This is a genomic window from Streptomyces sp. CA-210063, from assembly GCF_024612015.1.
Lineage (GTDB): Bacteria > Actinomycetota > Actinomycetes > Streptomycetales > Streptomycetaceae > Streptomyces.
Genome location: NZ_CP102512.1, coordinates 7,658,626 through 7,680,776 on the forward strand (window position 1 = coordinate 7,658,626; position 22,151 = coordinate 7,680,776).

Sequence of the window (22,151 nt, forward strand, 5' to 3'; positions counted from 1 at the left end):
CCACCGGGACTCGAGGGGCCGGCCCAGGCGCACGGGCCGACCGGGGGCAGACAGAGTCCGCGGGGCTGCCCAGCGCTGTTCCGGATCGACGGGTGCTGCGGCTGAAAGTTCCGTCAAGCATGGCGAAATAGGCATGCCTGGCCAGAAACGCTCTCTTTCCGTCACAACTGCTCCCCCTCACCCTTCGACCAGGGGCGATACGGCAAAGCAGCCGAATCGACGGGGGAGCCGCGGTGGTCGAGCCGATCTATGTACCGGTACTGCCGATGACGCGAGCGGCCGTCACGGCCTACGCGCACATCGACCGCCATCTGAGGCGACGGATCGCACCTCTTTGGACGGTCGTTCCGCGCACCGGGCCCGAGCGCCCACGAGGACGACCCGTGGTGCCCGACCCGGAGCCGGACGAGGCGGAACTGGAGCGCTGGCTCACTCCGCGCATCGACGGTCTCATCGATGTCATGGATGGTCTGGGCGGCTGGCTGGACGCGACCCATGTCGAACGCCTCGTCGACGGTTCCGCACAGAGCCTGTGGCGGCTGGCGACCAGAAGCAGTCTTCGGCTCGTCACCGGCCCGGAACGAGCGCCGGAACACCAGCGATACGCCGCCGACCTTGCCTTCCTGAGTGGTCTGGGCCTCGGTATACGGGTCCAGCTCGATGAACAGCCTGACGATGGCCAGCAAGCGCAACTCGCGCAGTTGATCGACCGGCTGTGCCTGCCTCCCTCACGACTTGATCTCCTCCTCGACGTGGGTCCGATCACGGACGCGGTCGAATCCGGCAAGAGAGCCCTCGCGGGACTCGACCTCTTCGGCTCCCTCGTCGCATGGCGCCGGGTCGTCCTTACCGCTGGCGCGTTTCCTCGCGCCATGCAAGATCTCGACGTGCAGCCCACTCGTGCTGCCGAGCTATACGAGCGGCAACTCCACCGCTCGCTGCGAGAGGCCCGCCCCGAGTTCCCGAGAACCGTCGTCTACGGGGACTATTCGGTGGAGCACGCCTGCAGAGCGAACATCCCAGCCGTCAGACAGCCGGGCCCGGGATGGGGCCTGCTGCGCTATTCGACGCCCGACGGCTTTCTCATCGCCAGGGCGCCCACGAGAGGACCGGACCACGTCGAGCGGGCTCGCGCCATGGCCCGCTGGATCGTGGAGTCTGACGGCTTCCGTGGCCTCGGCGGCACCGGTGTCAGTGAGGCGGAGCGCTGGCTGCACGCATGCGCGTACGGCAGCGGGCCGCGCAATGCGGGCAGCGCTGAGAAATGGATTCAGATCGGGCATATCCAGCATCTGAGTTTTGTCGCGCATTGCTTGGCCTGATGAGTCAGCCACAGGTCGTTTATCGCACTCCAGGTCGAGGTTTCACACGTTAGGGTGAATCTCGTTCTTGCGGCCCGCCGGGCTTTCGCACGGATGTGCGCCACGCCCCGGCCTGCACAGGTCTCTTCATCCTGCCGGGAATCTCCAGTGTCTTTGCTGCGTATGTCCGCCCATGACCTCGTCAAGGAATCCGTCGCCGGCACACTCGGGGAGAAGTTGTCCTGGCGATTCCGAGTTGCGCACGGATACGAGACAAGCGAGAGCGAGCAGCGATCCTGGCGGAACAGTCTTCCCGTTCTCGCCGACACGCTCGTGGACGCCGGGCTCGGAGACGTCGAGGTCCTGGCCGAATACCCGGTCCCGCTGTCCAGTTACCGGGTGGACGCCCTCCTCTGCGGCGTCCACCCCGCGACCGGGGAACCGTCGTATGTGGCAGTCGAACTCAAGCAGTGGTCCGAAGCCAGTTCCATCGCCGACACTGAAGACCTCGTGTTGATCGAGAGCATGCGTGACAACGTGGCCCGTCTGCACCCCGTCGCACAGGTCCGCCGCTACTGCGACCACATCGCCGACTTCACCGAGGCGCTGCACGGCCACGAGCACCGGATCAGCGGCGCCGCCTATCTGCACAACGCCACGGACGACGGCGTCCACCAACTCTTCGCCCTCCACTCCGACGCACACGGGCGACTCTTCACGGGCTCCAGCCGAGCGAAGTTCCAGATGTACCTCGCCGAGCGGCTCGCGCCCATGTCCGGGGCGGAGGCGGCCGATGCCCTGCGTCCGGAAGCCGTCTCCCCGAGCAAGCGGCTCATGGCCGTCGCCGCCGAGGAGATCGCGGAGCGTGGCCACTTCAACCTGCTCAACGAGCAGCAGATCGCCTACTCCCTCGTCATGCGGGCGGTGAAGAAGGCCAGGCAGTCCGAGGTCAAGGAAGTCATCGTCGTCATTGGCGGGCCCGGATCCGGAAAGAGTGTCATCGCCCTCGAACTACTGGGAGCGCTGTACCGGAACGGCCTCTCCGCCCTGCACGCCACCGGATCCAAGTCCTTCACCACGACGCTGCAGGAGGTCGCGGGAGGAGACGACGCCCGAGTCCGTAACCTGTTCCGCTACTTCAATGACTTCACCAAGGCACCGAAGAACGGCATCGACGTACTGATCTGCGACGAAGCGCACCGCATACGGGAGCCCTCCCGGCGCCCCGCGAACCACATACGCGGATACCGCCGTCAGGTCGAAACCCTCCTCGATGCCGCCCGCGTACCGGTCTTCCTCCTTGACCAGGAGCAGGTCGTACGCCCGGGGGAGAGATGCGATGTCGCGGTGATCGACGAGGCCGCCAAAGCCATGAACCTGCCCGTTCGTCACGTGCGTCTCGACGCCCAGTTCCGTTGTGGCGGGAGCCGAGCCTACGAGGAGTGGGTGCTGCGCCTTCTGGGGTTGCGGCCCGGTGGGCCCATGCGGTGGGGAGGAGATGACCGGTTCATGGTCCAGGTGGTGGAAACGCCGCAGGAACTCGAAGCCGTTCTTCGCTCTCGCCAAGAGGGTGGCGAGCAGGCTCGTATGACCGCCGGCTTCTGCTGGCCCTGGAGCGACCCCGTGCTGGGTACCGGCCGGAAATTCATCGAACTCGTCGACGACGTCGATCTCGCTGAATGGGGCTGGGCGCGCCCATGGAACGTCAAGGGCGATCGTCCCGTCGGCGGCTTCCCGTCCAAGAACCTGTGGGCCACCGACCCGGCCGGGTCCTCCCAAGTCGGATGCATCTACACGGCCCAGGGCTTCGAGTACGACTGGAACGGTGTGATCCTCGGACCCGACCTGGTGTGGCGCGACGGCACCTGGATCGCCAACAGGAACGCCAGCAAGGACAGTGCGGTTGCCGGCGCTTCGCCAAAGGACTTTGCTTACCTCATACGCAACACCTACAAAGTCCTGCTCACCCGAGGGATGCGGGGCACTGTGCTCTTCTCGACAGACAGAGAGACACGCGAGATGCTCCGCACGCTCGTGACGGGGCGCTGACGAGTCTGCGCACGCGAAGCGGTGAGGCGCCGAGTGGCTTCGGCAGGCTCGATGTAACGAGCGAGTTGGGCGTGGTCGTGCGCAGTGAGTTTGGCAGTAACCGACCGATGTGTTGTTTTCACTGTTTCGGGGCAGAGGTGGAGGCGGTCGGAGATCTCGGTGTTGGACAGGCTCCCGCGATCCATAAGAACCAGGTACGGGTGTTCGGTGCTCGCCATGGCGACGGCCTGGACGCCGGTAGCCGCCTCGCCCACGGTGATCAGGTCCGGCTCGAAGTCGATCAGCACGCGGAAGCTGCTGCTCGGCAGGACCTGGTCATCAGCGATCAGGGTCCGGGTCGCGGGGCGGGGCCGGCGCCGGTCGTCACGGCCTCTCAGCCGAGGGCGAGCGGCAACTCCATTGCCAGGGCGCCGAGTTCAGCACGCTCCGCGCCCGTCGCCGCGCGGCGGCCCGTGCCGATCAGCAAGGCGTCCTTGTCGCTGAACGACGCGGGGAACGCCGTGTCAGCGATCTGTTCCAGGGCCGCGCGGGAGTGGGCAAGGCCCTCCGGCGGCGGTCCCGGGGCGGCCGGAAGGTGGGCCGTCAGGTCCAGGTGGTGCAGGGTCCACTCCAGGACGTACGCGGTGAGGTAGTCGGCGATGGTGAGGACCTGGTCCTGGGTGCTCACCCGGGCCTCCGGGTCGGCCAGTTCGGCGGCGCGGCCGGCGGCGGAGCCTACGTCGTCCAGGTGGAACTTCAATAGGCTCGGGTCCTCGTACGCGGCGGCCAGGCGGACGGTCAGGGCGGCCAGGGGGTCCTCGCCGGTCGGGGGTTTGTTCGTGACGTGCCAATACGTCGTCGCGTCGACCGTCGGGGGTGTGTCGGCGGGGGTGACCAAAGTGATCAGGACGTCCTGCGCGTCGATGATCAGGTGGCACACCAAGTCTCGTACGAGCCAGCCGGCGCAGCCCGACGGCTGTTCGAAGTCCTTGTCCGCGAGGTTGGCGACCGCCGTGCGCAACGCCGCCCATGAGTGTGAGAAGAGATCCACCGCGGCACGGTAGGTCGGTGCGGGAACGGTGGGCAAGCGTGTGTGCGGAGGGCGCGCTGTCCGATGCATTGACCCATGGCCGGTGGCGCGCTTTCATCGCGTGCATCCTCGTGAGTCTTCTGCGCAGGGCCGGGGGCAACGGGGGACAGGGGGCGGCTGTGATCGTCCTCGGATGAAGGGGGAGCCAGTTGATAAGACCGATGAGACCTTCCTTACGTGTCCTCGTGAGCGTCGTCCTGGTGGCCGGCGCCGTCGCGACTCCCGGCTGGTCCGCTCAGGCAGCACATAACAACGAGGTGCCCAGCGCCGCGCCGAGCACCGAACGCATCAGCGTCGCCCCCGACGGCACCAGCGGCAACGGGCACTCCACGGACCCCGTGGTCAGCGCCGACGGACGCGTCGTGGCCTTCATGTCGTCGGCGACCAACCTCGGCCCCGGCACGGACGTGCGCAACAGCGTCTACTACCGGACGGCTCCCGGTGAGCCGTTGCAGCGAGTCGTGGTGCCGGGGGAGACGACATCCACGCCCCAACTGTCCGAGTCGGGGCGTTACTTGACCTTCGGCTCGTTCTCGGCCACGACCGGGACGTCCTCCGTGCATGTCATGGACCTGAGTACCGGGAGCGTCGAGCGTCTGGCACCCGTCATGGACGAGGGCTACCAAGCGTCGTACGGCATCGCGCCGATCAGTGCGAACGGGCGGTACGTCGCCTTCGTCGCCCGGCCCGCCGTGGACCCGAACGGGGCGTTCGCCTGCCGGGTCATGTTGCTGGATCGGCGGACGCAGCAGGTGCGGCGGGTCAGTCGGGAGTCGGACGGCTCGAAGAACTTCCATCGGTGCGATCAGATCTCGATGAGCGCGGACGGGCGCAAGGTCGCCTATCTGGAGGGCTACTCCGGGCCTGCCACCGGCGATCAGGGCGACATCCTGGTGTACGACCGGAAGAGCGGACGTACCGTGCACGCCGACGCCACCCATGACGGGGCGCCGGCCAGCACGGCGGCCTTCGCTCCGGTGCTGAGCGCCGACGGCTCCAAGGTCGGCTTCAACTCGCCGGCCACCAACCTGGTCCCCGAGCCTGACACCAACACCAGCACCGGCTTGAACGCCTTCGTCCGCGATCTGCGCACCGGCACGCTCCAGCGGTACGACGGCCACGACCCCACCGATCTCACCCTGATCTCGGACCTGTCGGTGAACGGTTCGAAGGTGCTGCTGAACACGGCGGACGCGAATCGTACGTCGCTCGGGCTGGTTCTGCGTGATCTGCGCAGCGGGGAGGAGGAACTGCTGTCGCCCGGCCAGGACGGCAAGCCTGTCACCGTGGGGGACGCGGCACTGAGCGCGGACGAGTCGGCGGTCGTCTTCGAGTCCTACCACCCCGGTGTGGTGCCCGAGGACACGAACCTGATCGGTGACGTGTTCGTCCGCACCCTGCGCTGAGCGGCTCAGCCTCCATTCAGTCGCTGAGCGCCGAGCTGCTGGGCGCGGGGCGGGGGCTGTCCCGTGCGAGCCGCCCCCGTCCCGCGCCACCGCTCAGAGCACCGGCCCCCCGATGCCCAGCCCGCCACGACCGTATCGATGTTGTTGACCTGCCAGCCATCTGCGTCCAGGTCCTGTGCGGGGACCTGGTCGCCACGCCTCCGCCCAGCGGGACCAACGCCTCAGCCGGCTATCCCCAGCACCCCCGCCAACCGCCCCCACGCCTCCCGCGGCAGCACATCCCCCTCCTGCCCATCGACCACCTGCAACGCCACATGATCAGCCCCCGCCGCATGGAACTCCTCCACACGTGCCCGGATCCGGTCCTCGTCACCCCACGCGTACACCCCGTCGATCAGTCGATCGCTCCCCCCGTCCGCGAGGTCGGACTCCGTGAACCCCAGGCGGAGGAAGGTGTTCGTGTAGTTCGGCAGGGTCAGGTAGAAGGCGAGGTGGGCGCGGGCGAGGGTCCGGGCGCGGTCCGGGTCGGTCTCCAGTACCACCTTCAGTTCCGGTGCCAGCAGGGGGCCGTCGCCCAGGGTCTCGCGGGCCTCGGCCGTGTGCTCGGGGGTCACCAGATACGGGTGTGAGCCGGCGGCGCGGTCGCGGGACAGGCGGAGCATCCGGGGGCCGAGCGCGGCCAGGACCCGGCGGTCGGCGGGGAGTCCGGCCGCGTCCAGGGCGTCGAGGTAGTCGACCATCGCGGCGTACGGGCGCCGGTACTGCTCCGCGAGCTTCGCGTGGCTCACGCCGAGGCCGAGCAGGAAGCGGCCGGGGTGGGCGGCCTCCAGTTCGGCGAAGTGTACGGCCGTTTCGGCGGCCTCGTGCTGCCAGATGCTCTGGATGCCGGTGGCGACGGTGATGTGTGAGGTCGCCTCGACCAAGGGGACGGCGTGATGGACCGACGTGTTGCCGCCGAGCCAGATCGCGCCATAGCCGAGTTCCTCCAACTCGGCTGCCACCTCGGCGAGTTCGCCGCGCCGAGCCGGGTCCTCGGCCCGCAGGCCGCCGCTCCAGATGCCGTACCGTCCCACGCTGGTCTCTTCGTTCGCTTTGGCCATGCAAACGCCAACCCGGCCGCCTTCGCGATCTATTCCGGATGGGCCGTCGACGTCAATCGTGTCGCATCCATTGACGTTCCTGCTGCCTCAGCTTTACCGTCTGGCCGAAGTTACGCACAGTGTTCGCAATTTCGAACAATCCCCCCGGTATCTCCCCCCGAATCTCCCCCCGATATTTCCCCCTCTCGAGCCGCTCCCCGAAGGGACTTGCCGTGTTCCGCATCGCAGTCCGTCACTGGGTGACGTTGGGGGCCGCATTGCTGGCCCTCTTCGCGTCGCTCCTCGCCGTCCAGCCCACGCAGCAGGCCGCCGCTGCCGACGGCAAGCCGTACACCAACCCGGTCAAGTCCCAGAAGGGCGCCGATCCGTGGCTGGAGTACTACAACGGCAACTACTACCTGGTGACGACCTCGTTCACCGGTGAGCTGACCATGCGGAAGTCGCCGACGCTCGCCGGGCTGAGCACCGCGCCCAGCGTGCAGGTGTGGTCGGACAGCACCAGCAGCCGCAACTGGAACATGTGGGCCCCGGAGATCCACTTCTTCGACGGCAAGTGGTACCTCTACTACTCCGCCGGGCCGCGCGGCTCCGCCTGCTGCGACGACCAGCGCACCCATGTGCTGGAGAGCTCCGGCTCCGACCCGATGGGGCCGTACACCCACAAGAACACCTTCACCGGCTCCAACCTGAACCCCAACGGCTGGCTGATCGACGCCAGCGTGCTCAAGCACAACAACAAGCTGTACCTGGTGGGCAGCGGTTCGGCCGGCGGCAGCAAGCAGAGCCTCGTCATCGCGCCGCTCAGCAACCCGTACACGCTCGCCAGCTCCACCTTCACCGTCATCTCCAGCCCGACGCTCAGCTGGGAGACGCAGAGCGGTGAGGTCAACGAAGGACCCGAGCCGCTCTACCGCAACGGGCGTACCTTCCTCGTCTACTCCGCCAGCGCCTGCTGGGGTCCCGACTACAAGCTCGGACAGTTGGAGCTGACCGGTTCCGACCCGCTGCTCGCCTCCGCCTGGACGAAGAAGCAGACGCCGGTCTTCCAGCGCAGTGACGCCAACAGTGTGTACGCGCCCGGCCACAACGGGTTCTTCACCTCGCCCGACGGCACGGAGAACTGGATCGTCTATCACGCGAACGACGCGGCCGGTGACGGATGCGACAACGGGCGTACGACCCGTGCGCAGAAGTTCACCTGGAACTCCGACGGCACGCCCAACTTCGGCACCCCGGTCGCCCTCGGCGCGACGATCGCCGGTCCGTCCGGTGAGACGGCGACGACGCCGACGGCGTACACGATCGTCAACCGCAACAGCGGCAAGTGCCTCGACGTCAACGGCGGCGGCACGGCCGACGGGACCAACATCCTCCAGTGGACCTGCAACGGCGGGGCCAACCAGAAGTGGCGTGTCGAGGACATGGCCGACGACACCAGCCGGCTGGTGAACGTGGCCACCGGCAAGGTCGCGGACGTCGCCGAATGCGCGAGCGCCGACGGCGCCGACATCCGGCAGTGGTCCTGGCTGAACAACAACTGCCAGAAGTTCCGCATGGTCTACCTCGGCGGCGACTACGTGCGGATCGTCAACGCCGCCACCGGCAAGGTCGCCGACGTCGCCGACTGTTCCACGGCCAACGGCGCGGACGTACGCCAGTGGACCTGGCTCAACAACAACTGCCAGCAGTGGCGGCTCGTCCCCACGACCGCCTGATTCCCCACATCCTTGATCCGCGAAGGGCCGCAACACGACATGAGACGACTCGTCAGACGGGTTCTGGTGGCCGCCGCCGCCGCGCTCGCGGTGCTCACCACCGTGACCACCCCCGCCCAGGCCGCCGCCCCGGCGTCCCCCGCCGTCACCTTCACCAACCCGATCGCCGAACAGCGGGCCGACCCGCACATCCACAAGCACACCGACGGCTACTACTACTTCACGGCCACCGTCCCCGCGTACGACAAGATCGTGATGCGCCGGGCCACCACCCTCCAGGGCCTCGCCACGGCCACGGAGACCACCATCTGGACCAAGCACGCCAGCGGTGACATGGGCGCGCACATCTGGGCGCCGGAGATCCACTTCATCGACGGCAAGTGGTACGTGTACTTCGCGGCCGGTGCCTCGAACGACATCTGGAAGATCCGCCCGTACGTCCTGGAGACCAGCGCGGCCAACCCGCTGACCGGCACGTGGACCGAGAAGGGCCGGATCTCCCTGCCCCTGGACACGTTCTCGCTGGACGCCACCACCTTCACGCTCAACGGCACCCGCTATCTCAGCTGGGCGCAGAACGACCCGGCGGTCGGCACCGGCACCAACCTGTACCTGGCGAAGATGTCCAACCCCTGGACCATCAGCGGCAGCCCGGTGATGATCTCCAAGCCCGAGTACTCCTGGGAGACCGTCGGCCACCGCGTCAACGAGGGCCCGGCCGTCATCCAGCGGAACGGCAAGGTCTTCATGACCTACTCGGCCAGCGCCACCGACGCCAACTACTGCCTGGGCCTGCTGACCGCCTCCGCCACTGCGGACCTCATGAACCCGGCCTCCTGGGCGAAGACCTCGACGCCGGTCTTCAAGAGCAACGCGGCCACCGGCCAGTACGGCCCCGGCCACAACACCTTCACGGTGTCCGAGGACGGCAAGTCGGACATCCTCGTCTACCACGACCGCAACTACAAGGACATCAGCGGCGACCCGCTCAACGACCCCAACCGCCGTACCCGCTACCAGAAGCTGTACTGGAACGCCGACGGCACACCCAACCTCGGCATCCCCGTGGCTGATGGAGTGACGCCCGTCCGCCTCTCCTCGTACAACTACCCGGACCGGTTCATCCGGCACTGGGAGTACCGGGCGAAGCTGGAGGCCAACGTCACCAACCTCGCCGACTCGCAGTTCCGGGTCGTCACCGGCCTCGCGGGCAGCGGCACGGTCTCGCTGGAGTCGGCGAACTTCCCCGGCTACTACCTCCGCCACAAGAACAACGAGCTGTGGGTGGAGAAGGACGACGGCACGGCGCTCTTCGACGCGGACGCCTCGTTCCACCAGCGGGCCGGGCTCGCGGACACCGCGGCCGGGGTCTCGTACGAGTCGTACAACTTCCCCGGCCGGTACATCCGGCACTTCAACAACCTGCTCTACACCCAGCCGGTGAGCACGGCTCTCGACCGGCAGGACGCCACGTTCTACAAGGAGTAGGGGCGGCAAGTCGGTTTTGCCTGTCGGACGCGCCGTTGGGGCGTGGGGCCGTCGCGATCCAGCCAGTTCGTCGTGGCTGGTCGCGCAGTTCCCCGCGCCCCTTACGGGGCGCCCGGGGTCGGCGGTGTTACCTGGATCAGGCCCGACTGGTACGCCATCACCACCAGTTGAGCCCTGTCCCGAGCCCCCAGCTTCGTCATCGCCCGGTGGACATGGGTGCGTACCGTCAGCGGGCTGACGTACAGCTTCTCGGCGATCTCGTCGTTGGAGTGGCCCTCGGCGGCCAGGGCCATCACCTCGCGTTCTCGGGTCGTGAGGGTGGTCAGCTGGTCGGGGGTGGCGAGGCGGTTGCCGGGGGCGGGGGCGGCGAGGAAGCGGGTGATGAGGGTGCGGGTGGCGGCGGGGGAGAGGAGCGTGTCGCCGGCGGCCACCGTGCGGATGCCGTCGAGGAGCGCGTCGGCGGTGACGTCCTTGCCGAGGAAGCCGCTCGCCCCGGAGCGCAGCGCCTGGGCCACGTACTCGTCGATCTCGAAGGTCGTGAGGATCAGTACGCGGGTGTCGGCCAGTTCCTCGTCGGCGCAGATGACCGCCGTGGCGGTGAGCCCGTCGGTGCCGGGCATGCGGATGTCCATGAGGACCACGTCGGGGCGGTGAATGCGGACGAGGTCGACCGCCTCCCGGCCGTCCGTGGCCTCGGCGATCACCTCCAGGTCCTCGCAGGAGTCGATGAGGATCCGGAAGGTGGCCCGCAGCAGAGCCTGGTCGTCGGCGAGCAGGACGCGAATGGTCATGGGGCTGTTCTACTTCCGCTGGTCATGGGGTCTGGTCCAGCACTTCGGGTGCGGGGGTGCGAGGGCGGGTGCGCAGCGGGAGGTCCGTGGTGACCTCGAAGCCGCCTTCGGGACGGTGACCGGCGCGTAGGCAGCCGCCGACGGACTGGGCGCGCTCGCGCATGCCGATGAGGCCGAAACCACGGCCGGATGCCGGGGAGCCCTGGGGGCGGGGCGTGCCGTCGTCGCTGACCGTGATCGTCAGATGGGACTCCGCGTACGCGAGGCGGATGCGCGCCGCGTCCACGGCGGCGTGCTTGCTGACGTTGGTGAGGGCCTCCTGCACGATCCGGTACGCGGTCAGGTCCACGCCGGGGTCGAGCGGCCCCGGGGCGCCCTCCGTGGTGACGGTGACCGTGAGGCCGGCGGATTCGCACGCGGCCGTCAGCTCCGGGAGCCGGTCGAGCCCGGGGGTGGGGGCGAGCGGCGCCTCGGGGTCGTCGGGCCGGCGCAGTACGCCGACGGTGGCCTTCAGCTCGCGCAGCGCCGACGACGTGGTACCCGTGAGGTCGGTGAGGATCCGGTGGGCCTGCTCGGGATCGATACGGGTGAGGTGCGCGGCGGTGCCCGCCTGGGCGTTGGCGAGGGCCAGGTGGTGGGCGACCACGTCGTGCAGATCGCGCGCGATGCGCATCCGTTCCTCGGTGACCCGGAGGCGGGCCTCCTCCTCCCGGGTGCGCTCGGCGTGTTCGGCGCGGGCCTGCACCGACTTCAGGTAGGCGCGCCGGATCTGGGTCCCCCGGCCCGCGGCGAGGGGCAGCAGCAGCCAGAAGACGGGGCCGATCGTCCTGAGCAGCAGCGAGAGGTGATCCATGGAGTCGGAGAACACGGCCGCGAGCGTCATCGCCGCGATGGTGGTGAGGCCGTAGACGCGGGTGGTGTCCCGGTCGGTGAGCGTGGCCAGCCAGTAGAGCGCCGCCATGATCGGTGCCAGCAGCAGGGGGGTGAGCAGATAGCCCATCGTGATCGCGACCCCGGTGCAGACCACGGTCACGACGAGGGCGGCGCGCGGATGGGTGCGGTGCTTGAGCAGGGCGAGACAGGACACACCCATGACGGCGACGCCGACCTTTCCCTGGCCCGGCGGCTCGGCGCCGGGCAGGGTGAGCACGCTGCCGAGGACCACGCAGCCCATCAGCGCCATGGCCATCGCGAGATCGACGAGGAAGGGATGGCGGTGCTGGAAATCCTCCAGGCGGTCCGCGTAGCGCCGGTCCAGGCTGATACTCATCGGGGACTCCGGTCGGTGGGGCGGGGAACCATGGTGGGCGACGTCGGGTGCCAACGCCCCGAGGGCCGTCCGTGTTCTTCGCCACGGACGGCCCCCCGGTGGGGGTTGCAACTGCTCCTTGAGGAGCGCGAACGAGGTCGTATTAGCTCGATCGTGTGATGGTCGGCATCCGGGCTTGCGGTGCTCTGGGCCGTTCGGGCTACGGTGACTGTGCGATCTGGGACGCCGGGTACGGCGCCAGCGTGCGGGGCCCCCGCTCCACCGGAGTGATGGTTCGGGGCCTCTCCGTTGCCTCTGGCCGTACTCACATGGCCAGGTCGCACAGGGAACCGGCCTCCTGGGCCCGGACCACGGACAGGATCCGTGTCGCCGCCCCGGGGCTGAGTACGCTGGGGACCAGTACGCCCAAGACCGTTCGGGGCGTGCGGCTGAACAGGCTCACCCCTGCTCAGTGCAAAGGAACGGTGGGCGGTCGGATCAGGTGCGCGCCCCCGCCGGCTCGGCCGGCTCCGCCGGGGCCGGTTCCGCCTCGGGCCGGCGGCTGAGGGCCTCGCCCTCCACATCGACGCGGGGCAGCGCCCGGTCCAGCCACTTCGGCAGCCACCAGGCCTTGTCGCCGAGCAGGGCGAGCACGGCGGGCACGATCGCCATGCGGACGACGAAGGCGTCGAACAGGACCGCCGAGGCCAGCCCGAACCCGATCATCTTGATCATGGAGTCGCTCTCGCCGATGAACCCGGCGAACACCGCGATCATGATCAGGGCGGCGGCCACGACCACCCGGGCGCTGTGCCGGAAGCCGCTGGTGATCGCCTCGTCGGCCCGGTCGCCGTGGACGTACGCCTCCCGCATCCGCGAGACCAGGAACACCTCGTAGTCCATGGCCAGGCCGAAGACGATGCCCACCAGGAAGATCGGCATCAGGCTCATGATCGGTCCGGTCTGCTCCACGCCCAGGAGCTCCGCGCCGTGGCCCTGCTGGAAGACCAGGACGACCACGCCGAGCGACGCGAGCACCGACAGCAGGAAGCCGGCGGCCGCCTTGAGCGGGACGAGCAGGGAGCGGAAGACGACCAGCAGGAGGATGACGGCCAGGCCGACCACGACCAGCAGATAGGGGACCAGCGCGGACTGCACCTTGCCGGAGAGGTCGATGTTCAGCGCGGTGCTACCGGTGACCTCGTACGTCGCCCCCGTCCCGGACTCGATGCCGGGACGCTCGTCCCGGATGACGGTCACCAGGTCCTTGGTCTTCTCGTCGGTCGGCGCCGTGGCGGGCACGGCCGAGAAGACGGCGGTGTCGCCGGCCTCGTTGAAGCGTGCCGGGGAGACGGAAACGATCCCCTTCGTGGCGCCGATCTCCTTCGCGACCGTCTCCGCGGCGGCCTTCGCGTCGTCCGCGCCCCGGGCGTCCACCACGATCGTCAGCGGCCCGTTGAAGCCGGGCCCGAAGCCCTCGGCGAGCGCGTCGTACGCCCGGCGCTCGGTGGTGGAGGTCGACTTGGCCTCGTCGCCGGGCATGCCCAGCTGAAGGTCGGTCATCGGCACCGCGAGCGCGCCGAGGCCGAGGACACCGAGGACCAGCACGGGCACGGGGCGGCGCAGCACGAACCGGGCCCAGCGGGTGCCACCGTTGTCCGCACCGCTCTCCTCGATACGGCCGCTCTTGCGGGCCTTCCGCGCCAGCACGGCGTTCGGCCAGAAGCCGAGGACGGCCGGGACGAGGGTCAGCGCGATCAGTACGGCGACGACGACCGCGCCCGCGGCGGCCAGCCCCATCTTCGTCAGCATCGGAATGCCGACCACGGAGAGGCCGGCCAGCGCGATGACGACGGTGAGTCCGGCGAACACGACCGCCGATCCGGCCGTGCCCGTGGCGAGCGCGGTCGCTTCCTCGGGCGTACGGCCCTTGGCGCGCTCCTCCCGGTAGCGGGAGACGACGAACAGGGCGTAGTCGATGCCGACCGCGAGGCCCAGCATCATCGCGAGGGTGCCGGTCGTGGCCGACAGCCCGAAGACGTCGGCCAGGGCGAGGATCGCGGCCATGCTGAGGCCGACGCCGATGAGCGCGGTCAGCAGCGGCAGCCCGGCGGCGGCCAGCGAGCCGAAGGTGATCAGCAGGACGACGGCGGCGAGGGCGACGCCGATCACCTCGGCCGTGCCGCCCGCGCTGCCCTGTTCGGCCACCGCGTCGCCGCCCGCCTCGACGGTCAGCCCGGAGTCCTGGGCCTGGTGGAGCGCGTTCTCCAGATGGGTCCTGCTGGCGTCGGTCAGGTTGTTGGCGGCGACCTTGTAGGTGACGGTCGCGTACGCCGTCGAGCCGTCCTCGCTGACGGCCCGCGCCTGGAACGGGTCGACGGCGCTCGCGACCTGGGAGCCGTCCGCCAGATCGGCGACGGTGTCCTCGATCGCCTTCTTGTTCTCGGTGGCGGTGACCTTCTCACCGCTCGGCGCGACGAACACGACCCGGGCGGTGGCGCCGTCGGCCGTGACGCCGGGGAAGCGCTCTTCCATCAGGTCGAACGCCTTCTGGGACTCGATGCCCGGCATGGAGAACTCCTCGTCGGAGGCTCCCGGGGCCTTGAGGGCGCCGAAACCTACGGCGCTGAGGACCGCCACCCACACAAGGGTGACGTACCAGCGTTTGCGGAAGGCCAGCCGGCCCAGCCGATGAAGGAAGGTTGCCATGGGTCGCAGGTCTCCACGTCAGAAGTCTCGGATGCCTGCCAAGACTCCCGTCCGGGGCCCCTCCCGTCGTCGTGCGGCTGCCGACAATCCCGGCTACTCGGAACGCAGTACGACGCGGCCGCCGAGTCACCCCGGGGTATGACCGAAGGGCCGGGGCCTACATGGTGTGCAGGGTGTCGCGGGCGGCCTTGATGAAGTCCCTCAGCACCTGCCAGAACGGCGCGTAGCAGGCGTCGAAGCGAGCGACGGCACCGGTATCGCCCTCGATCATCGCCTCGATCGCCTTGTGGAAGGGGCTCGTCGACCGCCGGACGGTGTTGGCGAGTTCGGCGACCTCGTCGGGCCCTTCCAGCGAGACGACCCACGTCAGATTCCGCAGCGCGGCGTACTCGTCCCGCTGCCGCTCACGCAGCCGCCGCAGCTCCTCGACCTGCTCCGGCCCGAGCCCGCCCTCGGCGCCCCGGACCACGTCCGACACCTTCCAGTGCACATCGTTCAGCCGCTGCGCCTGCTCGATGAACTCCGCGTACGCCGTCCGCCGCGCCTCCCGCAGCCGCTCCACCCGCTGCGCACCCGCCGTCGTGTCCGCCTGGATCCGCGCCGCCCGCGCGGTCCCCCGGCTCGTCACCCAGCTCGCGAGCACGGCGGTACCGGCGGTGAGCGAGGCGATCCAGAACGCGCTGTCAGCCACGGCGGGACCCCAGCGAGCGTTCGGTGACGGCGGCCAGGTGGGCCGCGAAGACCTCGCGGGCGTCCGGGGTGAGGGTGCGCAGCACCACCAGCGCCGTGATGACCACGTCGCACAGTTCCGCCTGGACGTCGTCCCAGGTGTGGGTCGTGCCCTTGCGCGGGTTCTGCCCGGTCGCGCCGATCACCGCCTGGGCGACCTCGCCGACCTCCTCCTGGAGCTTCAACATCCGCAGGAGCAGGCCCTCTTGGCCGCCGTACGGCTGGTCCGCCTCCAGCCAGGCGTGCAGGAGGGAGACGGACTGCCAGAGGTCGCCGGGGGAGTCGATCCGCTCATTCATGGGGCGCAGCCTGCCACGCCCCTATGACAGCGTGACGGTCACTCCTCGAACAGCACCTCCTGCTCGCCCTCCTTCTCCTTCCGCAGCCGCTGGTTCCGCGTGCCCACGACCACCGCCGTGACCGCGGCCGTACCGGCGAGCGCCACCGGGACCATCCAGCCCCGGTCGACCACATGGTGGAGCGCGTGGTCGAGGGAGAGCCGGCCGGGGCCGGCGACCGCGAGACCGGCGGCGGCCAGACCCAGGGTCGCGGCGTACTCGTAGCCGCCACTGGCGTTGAAGAAGCCGTTGGGCGTGTGGACCGCGGCCGCGCCGCCCATCGCGCCCGCCGCGGCGGCACCGGCCGCGGGCGTCGCGAGGCCCAGCGCGAGCAGGGTGCCGCCGCCCGTCTCGGCCAGCCCGGCCGCGGTGGCGCTCGCCTTGCCGGGCGTGTACCCGACGGACTCCATGAACGCGCCGGTCCCCTGGATACCGCCCCCGCCGAACCAGCCGAACAGCTTCTGCGTCCCGTGCGCGGCGAGCACACCGCCCGCGCCCAGCCGGAGCAGCAGCAGGCCCAAGTCACGTCGGTCGAATGAGGTCATGACCACTCCCGAACAGCCCTTGCGAATGTTCCCTCCCGCGTATCCACCGTCGCACCGATCACACCCGCCCGACGCGCCCGCGCGCCCGTTCGGGTGGTGCCGCGTCCGGGCCGCGCCTGCGGTGGCGCACCCGTCGGAACGGTGTGAGGCTGACCGGCATGACGATCGCACCAGCCAAACTCAGTGACCCGACCGTCCGGGCCTTCGTCAACGCGGTGAACTCCCATGACCGCGACGCCTTCATGGCCCTCCTCGCCCCCGACGCGACCATGGCGGACGACGGCTCCGACCGGGACCTCGCGGAGTGGACCGACCGGGAGATCTTCTCCTCCCACGGCCACATGGAGGTCCACCGGGAGTCCAACGGCGGCCGCTCCCTCGTCGCCGACTACCGCAACGACACCTGGGGCGAGATGCGCACCGCCTGGCGCTTCACCGTGTCGGAGGACGGCCGGATCAGCCGCTTCGAGACAGGCCAGGCCTGAAAGTACGCCCCCCAGAGGTCTTGCCTTCGTGTGCGCTCCAACTCCTACCGTCTGTGGGCATGGAGACGAACACGGGCACGGAAGCGAACACGGGCACGGAAGCGAACACGGGTACGCACACCAGGCCCCTCGGCCGCAGCGGTATCCAGATCAGCGCCCTAGGCTTCGGCTGCTGGGCGATCGGCGGCGAGTGGCAGCGGCCCGACGGGCAGCCCCTCGGCTGGGGGAAGGTGGACGACGAGGAGTCCGTACGGGCCATCCACCGCGCCCTCGACCTCGGCGTCACCTTCTTCGACACGGCCGACGCCTACGGCACCGGCCACAGCGAGCGCGTGCTCGGCCGTGCCCTCGGCAAGCGCCGCGCGGACGTCGTCGTGGCCACCAAATGGGGCAACCTCTTCGACGAGCGCACCCGTGTCGCCAACGGCCAGGACGCCTCCCCGGACCACGCCCGCCGCGCCCTCATTGCTTCCCTGGACCGCCTCGGCACCGACCACATCGACCTGTACCAGCTCCACATCTCCGACGCCCACCCCGACCAGGCGGCCCGACTCCGCGACCTCTGCGAGGAGTTCGTACGGGAGGGCCTGATCCGGGCGTACGCGTGGAGCACCGACGACGCCGAGCGCGCCGCCGTGTTCGCCGAGGGGCCGCACTGCACGGCCGTGCAGCACCGCCTGAACATCCTCCAGGACGCGCCCGAACTCCTCGCGCTGTGCGAGGAGTCGGACCTGGCGAGCGTCAACCGCAGCCCCCTCGCCATGGGCCTGCTCACCGGCAGGCACACCGCCGGGCGCGCCCTGGAGGCCGGTGACATCCGCAGTGCCCCGCCCGAGTGGCTGCCGGGCTTCACCGCGGGCGCCGGCGCCGACCCGGAGTGGCTCGGCCGGGTCGAGGCGCTGCGCGAGATCCTCACCAGCGAGGGCCGTACGCTCGCGCAGGGCGCCCTCGCCTGGATCTGGGCCCGCAGCCCGCGGACCGTGCCCATCCCCGGTTTCCGCACCGTCGCCCAGGCCGAGGAGAACGCGGGCGCCCTCGCGAAGGGGCCGCTCACCGCGGACCAGGTGGCCGAGGTCGACCGGATCCTGGGGCGGACAGCCAATTCCTGAGCTGTCGACGGGCCATTGCCAGGAAGTCCCGTTCGGATACCGCCCGGAGAAGAAAAGTATGGCGGGCAGTCGTCCCGCGTTCCGGTGCTTACCTCGCGGTCCCACGCGAGGTCCGCCCCCTTCCGGAACGCGGAACGGCTGCCGCCTCCCCCCTCGGGTTGGCTGCGGAAGCCACCGCCTCCAAGTGTGAAGCTCTCGTGGAGGCGGTCATGAGCATATGCCTTTCACGTGCTCGAATGGTCCGGAGCGGAATCTTCCGTTTGTGCAGGTTGAGTCATGGACGAGTGTCGTGGGCACCTGGTGGAGGTAGTGCTCAGCCCCGCCCCACGTACGGCATCGTCGTCGCCATCACCGTCGCGAACTGCACGTTCGCCTCCAGCGGCAGCTCCGCCATGTGCCGCACGGTCCGGGCCACATCGGCCACGTCCATCACCGGCTCGGGCATCAGCTCCCCATGCGCCTGGAGCACCCCGTTCCGCATGCGCTCGGTCATGTCCGTCGCCGCGTTCCCGATGTCGATCTGGCCGATCGCGATGCCGTAGGGCCGTCCGTCCAGGGAGAGCGACTTGGTCAGGCCGGTCAGGGCGTGCTTGGTCGCGGTGTAGGCGACGGAGTGCGGGCGGGGTGTGTGCGCGGAGATGGAGCCGTTGTTGATGATGCGCCCGCCCTGGGGGTCCTGCTCCTTCATCTGCCGGTACGCCGCCTGGGCGCACAGGAACGCCCCGTTGAGGTTGGTGTCCACGACGTGCCGCCAGGCCGCGTAGTCCAGCTCCTCCACCGGCACCCCGCCCGGGCCGAACGTGCCTGCGTTGTTGAACAGCAGGTCGAGCCGCCCGAACCGCTCCCGTACGGCGGCGAAGAGCGCGTCCACGTCTCCGGGGCGCGAGACGTCCGTGCGGACGCACAGGGCCTCGGGGGCCTCAGGGGCCTCAGGGGTCTCGGGGGCCTCAGGGGTCTCGGGGGCCTCAGGGGTCTCGGGGGCCTCAGGGACCTCCGTTCCGGCGCCGGCCGCCGTCTCGGTGAGCTTCTCCTCGCGGCGGCCCGCCAGCGCCACCGACCAGCCCGTGCGCAGCAACTCCACGGCCACGGCACGGCCGATACCGGAGCCCGCGCCTGTCACGATCGCGATCTTGGTTCCTTTAGCCTTCATGGGCTCGCAGCGTAGGCGAGGGCCGGTGCCCCGCCGGGCAGGAAGGGCCCGCCATCCGGAACTCATCAGTCCGCCATCTGAGTGTTGTGTACGCGACAGGAGAGCGTCGACCCCGACCACTCCAATGCCTAGTACAACAACCGTCAGGGGAGGGCCAGATGACACCCGCAGCCCAGAAGTCGACGCAGCCCCATTCGTCCCACGCACCCGAACTCCGCGCCGCCGCCCGGCACTTCGACCGCCGCCGCTTCCTCACCGTCACCGGCGCCGCAGCCGCGCTCGCCTTCGCCACCAACCTCCCCGCGGCGGGCGCCGCGGCCGCCGCCACGCTCGACGCGCGGCGGATCACCGAGAACCCCTTCACCCTCGGCGTGGCCTCCGGCGACCCGCTGTCCGCCTCCGTGCTGCTGTGGACCCGGCTCGCCCCGGCCCCGTACCAGCCCGACGGCGGCCTGCCCGCCGAACGCGTCGCCGTCCAGTGGGAACTGGCCCACGACGAGGGCTTCCGACGGATCGTCAGACGAGGCACGGCCACCGCCCACCCCGAGTTCAGCCACACCGTGCACGTCGAGGTCGGCTACCTCGACCCCGGCCGCGTCTACTACTACCGCTTCCGCACCGGCACCTGGATCAGCGAGACCGGCCGCACCCGCACCGCGCCCGGCCGCAGCCATCTGACCGGCTCCACCGGTCTCTCCTTCGCGGCCGTCTCCTGCCAGGCCTACACGGACGGCTACTACACCGCCTACCGGCACCTGGCGGGCGAAGACATCGATGTCGTCTTCCATCTCGGGGACTACCTCTACGAATACGCGGTCAACTCCGTCGGCGGAAACCGCAAGTACAGCGACCGCGTCCTGCCCGACCTGTTCAACCGCGAGACCGTCACCCTGGAGGACTACCGCCTGCGGTACGCCCTCTTCAAGACCGACCCCGACCTGCGGGCCGCGCACGCCGCGCACCCCTTCGTCGTCACCTGGGACGACCACGAGACCGAGAACAACTACGCGGACGACATCCCCGAGAACGACGTCCCCCCGGAGGAGTTCCTGCTGCGCCGCGCCGCCGCCTACCGCGCGTACTGGGAGAACCAGCCGCTGCGCACCCCGCAGAAGCCCGACGGCCCCGACATGAGGCTCTACCGCCGCCTCACCTGGGGCCGCCTCGCCCAGTTCGACATACTCGACACCCGTCAGTACCGCTCCAACCAGGCGTACGGCGACGGCTGGCAGACCCCGGGACCGGACTCCGCCGACCCCGCGCGCACGATAACGGGCGCCACCCAGGAACGCTGGCTGCTGAACGGCTGGGCCAAGTCCGACGCCGTCTGGAACGTCGTCCCCCAGCAGGTCACCTTCTCCCAGCGCCGCAACGCCGTCGGCGACACCTACAAGGTGTCCATGGACTCCTGGGACGGCTACACCGCCTCCCGCGAGCGGATCCTCGCCGGCGCCGACGCGGCCGGCATCGAGAACCTGATGGTCCTCACGGGTGACGTCCACAACGGCTACGCCTACGACATCAAGCGCGACTTCGACAACCGCTCGTCCCGGACCGTCGGCACGGAGCTCGTCGCCACCTCCATCAGCAGCGGCGGCAACGGCTCCGACAAGCCCGCCAACTGGGACACCTACATGACCGCCAACCCCCACATGCGCTTCTACAACGGCCGTCGGGGGTACGTCACGGTCGACCTCGGCCGCCAGTCCGCCCGCGCCGACTTCAAGGGGGTGCCGTATGTGACGACGACCGGGGCCGGGATCTCCACGGTCGGGTCGTTCGCGGTGGAGGCGGGCAGGCCGGGGCTCACGCCGGCGTAGCCGCCAGTCCTTGTGGGTCACTCCGACGGTCGTCCTCGCCGGGATAGCGGACGCCGACGCGATTCCGGATCGCGTCGAGTGTCCGCATCACGGCGAGGGTGCCGTCGAGCGGGACGAGCGGGGACTCCGTCTCGCCGGCGCGCAGGGCCCGCATGACCTCGCCGGCCTCGTGACGGAAGCTGTTGCGGGGACCGTCGGCCGGGTCCGCGGCGAAGGTCTGCGGGTCGCGGCCGTCGCGGTGGAGGACGAAGTGGTCCGGGAAGAAGAAGCCGGACGGGATGTCGATGCGGCCCTCGGAGCCGGTCACCGAGGCGGAGGTGCCCGTGCCGCCGACGATGGAGCAGTGCACCGAAGCGATGGCACCGCTCTCCCACGAGAGCAGTGCTCCTGTCTGGAGATCGACGCCCTCGTCGGAGAGCACCGCTCTCCCCGTCACGTCCGACGGCTCCCCGAGCAGCAGCTGCGCGAAGGAGATCGGATACACACCGAGGTCGAGCAGCGCGCCCCCGCCCTGCGCCGGGTCCCGCAGCCGGTGCGAGGGCGGGAAGGGCCCGGCGAGCCCGAAGTCGGCCTGCACGGTCCGCACGTCACCGATCGCGCCGTCCCGCACCGCCTCGGCGAGCCGCCGCACCAGCGGATGGCAGTACATCCACATGGCCTCCATCAGGAACCGCCCACGCTCCCGCGCCAGCGCGACCAGTTCCTCCGCCTCCCGCACGTTCAGCGTGAACGGCTTCTCGCACAGCACGTTCCGCCCCGCCTCCAGACACATCCCGGCGGCCGCCCGGTGCGCCGAGTGCGGCGTAGCGACGTACACCACATCCACGTCCGCGTCCTCGGCGAGCGCACGCCAGTCGCCGTACGCCCTCGGTATCCCGAACCGTTCCGCGAAGGCCTTCGCCGAGTCCTCGCTCCGCGACGCCACCGCCACGACCTCCGCGTCCGGCAGGTCCACGAGGTCGGCCGTGAAGGCCGCGGCGATCCCTCCGGTCGCCAGAATCCCCCACCGCACACGTCCGTCGCTCGACATCGCCACCCCTGTCCTCGGCCCCGGGGCGGAACTGTGACCCCGCCCACGTCGTACGAGCTGAGAGCATA

Annotated in this window: 19 protein-coding genes; 8 read left to right on the forward strand and 11 right to left on the reverse strand. The window is 69.8% G+C overall.

All coding sequences use genetic code 11. From position 1 onward, the window contains the following. The first annotated feature begins 233 nt into the window (after positions 1 to 233). Positions 234 to 1,322 carry a beta family protein gene (locus JIX56_RS33430; RefSeq protein WP_257546120.1) on the forward strand — a complete coding sequence of 363 codons (1,089 nt, stop codon included), beginning with the start codon at positions 234 to 236 and terminating at the stop codon, positions 1,320 to 1,322. A gap of 162 nt (positions 1,323 to 1,484) precedes the next feature. Further along, positions 1,485 to 3,350 carry a DUF2075 domain-containing protein gene (locus tag JIX56_RS33435; protein ID WP_257546122.1) on the forward strand — a complete coding sequence of 622 codons (1,866 nt, stop codon included), beginning with the start codon at positions 1,485 to 1,487 and terminating at the stop codon, positions 3,348 to 3,350. Here the strand turns inward: JIX56_RS33435 and JIX56_RS48140 are convergent. Both JIX56_RS48140 and JIX56_RS33440 read right to left on the reverse strand, forming a co-directional pair. Then, a complete protein-coding gene (locus JIX56_RS48140) occupies positions 3,251 to 3,568 on the reverse strand; it encodes a LuxR C-terminal-related transcriptional regulator (protein ID WP_443032077.1) in 318 nt (105 codons plus the stop codon). The genes JIX56_RS33435 and JIX56_RS48140 overlap by 100 nt on opposite strands. Positions 3,569 to 3,723: 155 nt before the next feature. Beyond that, a complete protein-coding gene (locus JIX56_RS33440; protein WP_257546123.1) occupies positions 3,724 to 4,380 on the reverse strand; it encodes a maleylpyruvate isomerase N-terminal domain-containing protein in 657 nt (218 codons plus the stop codon). Between the two features lie 224 nt (positions 4,381 to 4,604). On the opposite strand from JIX56_RS33440, the gene JIX56_RS33445 reads away from it, so the two are divergent. Beyond that, complete coding sequence (locus tag JIX56_RS33445) at positions 4,605 to 5,825, forward strand: hypothetical protein (RefSeq protein WP_257546125.1); 1,221 nt, start codon at positions 4,605 to 4,607, stop codon at positions 5,823 to 5,825. 221 nt (positions 5,826 to 6,046) lie between these two features. On the opposite strand, the gene JIX56_RS33450 is transcribed toward JIX56_RS33445, so the two are convergent. After that, on the reverse strand, positions 6,047 to 6,925 hold the full coding sequence (locus tag JIX56_RS33450) for an LLM class F420-dependent oxidoreductase (protein WP_257546127.1): 879 nt from the start codon (positions 6,923 to 6,925) through the stop codon (positions 6,047 to 6,049). Between the two features lie 212 nt (positions 6,926 to 7,137). Here JIX56_RS33450 and JIX56_RS33455 point away from each other — a divergent pair, with 212 nt between their 5' ends. Together JIX56_RS33455 and JIX56_RS33460 are read left to right on the forward strand one after the other, a co-directional pair. Next, complete coding sequence (locus JIX56_RS33455) at positions 7,138 to 8,640, forward strand: family 43 glycosylhydrolase (protein WP_257546129.1); 1,503 nt, start codon at positions 7,138 to 7,140, stop codon at positions 8,638 to 8,640. A 39-nt stretch (positions 8,641 to 8,679) separates the two neighbouring features. Next, positions 8,680 to 10,128, forward strand: a complete 1,449-nt coding sequence (locus JIX56_RS33460) for a family 43 glycosylhydrolase (protein ID WP_257546130.1) — start codon at positions 8,680 to 8,682, stop codon at positions 10,126 to 10,128. Positions 10,129 to 10,229: 101 nt separating this feature from the next. On the opposite strand, the gene JIX56_RS33465 is transcribed toward JIX56_RS33460, so the two are convergent. The 6 genes from JIX56_RS33465 to JIX56_RS33490 all read right to left on the reverse strand — a co-directional run bounded on the left by JIX56_RS33465 (position 10,230) and on the right by JIX56_RS33490 (position 16,489). Further along, positions 10,230 to 10,919 carry a response regulator gene (locus JIX56_RS33465; protein WP_257546131.1) on the reverse strand — a complete coding sequence of 230 codons (690 nt, stop codon included), beginning with the start codon at positions 10,917 to 10,919 and terminating at the stop codon, positions 10,230 to 10,232. A 22-nt stretch (positions 10,920 to 10,941) separates the two neighbouring features. Then, complete coding sequence (locus JIX56_RS33470; protein ID WP_257546132.1) at positions 10,942 to 12,189, reverse strand: sensor histidine kinase; 1,248 nt, start codon at positions 12,187 to 12,189, stop codon at positions 10,942 to 10,944. 477 nt (positions 12,190 to 12,666) lie between these two features. Further along, on the reverse strand, positions 12,667 to 14,877 hold the full coding sequence (locus JIX56_RS33475; protein WP_257546133.1) for an MMPL family transporter: 2,211 nt from the start codon (positions 14,875 to 14,877) through the stop codon (positions 12,667 to 12,669). A gap of 157 nt (positions 14,878 to 15,034) precedes the next feature. After that, positions 15,035 to 15,568: a hypothetical protein gene (locus tag JIX56_RS33480; protein ID WP_257546134.1), complete on the reverse strand. Its 534-nt coding sequence runs from the start codon at positions 15,566 to 15,568 to the stop codon at positions 15,035 to 15,037. Continuing rightward, complete coding sequence (locus tag JIX56_RS33485) at positions 15,561 to 15,905, reverse strand: MazG-like family protein (protein WP_257546135.1); 345 nt, start codon at positions 15,903 to 15,905, stop codon at positions 15,561 to 15,563. Before JIX56_RS33485 ends, JIX56_RS33480 begins: the two co-directional genes overlap by 8 nt. 38 nt (positions 15,906 to 15,943) lie before the next feature. Next, positions 15,944 to 16,489 (reverse strand): DoxX family membrane protein, encoded by a 546-nt coding sequence (locus JIX56_RS33490; protein WP_257546136.1) that lies wholly within the window; start codon positions 16,487 to 16,489, stop codon positions 15,944 to 15,946. 158 nt (positions 16,490 to 16,647) lie between these two features. On the opposite strand from JIX56_RS33490, the gene JIX56_RS33495 reads away from it, so the two are divergent. Both JIX56_RS33495 and JIX56_RS33500 read left to right on the forward strand, forming a co-directional pair. After that, positions 16,648 to 16,974 (forward strand): nuclear transport factor 2 family protein, encoded by a 327-nt coding sequence (locus JIX56_RS33495; protein WP_257546137.1) that lies wholly within the window; start codon positions 16,648 to 16,650, stop codon positions 16,972 to 16,974. A 59-nt stretch (positions 16,975 to 17,033) separates the two neighbouring features. Continuing rightward, positions 17,034 to 18,083 carry an aldo/keto reductase gene (locus JIX56_RS33500; RefSeq protein ID WP_257546139.1) on the forward strand — a complete coding sequence of 350 codons (1,050 nt, stop codon included), beginning with the start codon at positions 17,034 to 17,036 and terminating at the stop codon, positions 18,081 to 18,083. A gap of 313 nt (positions 18,084 to 18,396) precedes the next feature. On the opposite strand, the gene JIX56_RS33505 is transcribed toward JIX56_RS33500, so the two are convergent. Further along, positions 18,397 to 19,233, reverse strand: a complete 837-nt coding sequence (locus JIX56_RS33505) for an SDR family oxidoreductase (RefSeq protein ID WP_257546140.1) — start codon at positions 19,231 to 19,233, stop codon at positions 18,397 to 18,399. 158 nt (positions 19,234 to 19,391) lie between these two features. Between JIX56_RS33505 and JIX56_RS33510 the strand changes: the two genes are divergently transcribed. Continuing rightward, complete coding sequence (locus JIX56_RS33510) at positions 19,392 to 21,053, forward strand: alkaline phosphatase D family protein (RefSeq protein ID WP_257546141.1); 1,662 nt, start codon at positions 19,392 to 19,394, stop codon at positions 21,051 to 21,053. On the opposite strand, the gene JIX56_RS33515 is transcribed toward JIX56_RS33510, so the two are convergent. Next, complete coding sequence (locus tag JIX56_RS33515; RefSeq protein WP_257546143.1) at positions 21,040 to 22,083, reverse strand: Gfo/Idh/MocA family protein; 1,044 nt, start codon at positions 22,081 to 22,083, stop codon at positions 21,040 to 21,042. The two genes, JIX56_RS33510 and JIX56_RS33515, sit on opposite strands and share 14 nt — an antisense overlap. Positions 22,084 to 22,151: the final 68 nt, after the last annotated feature.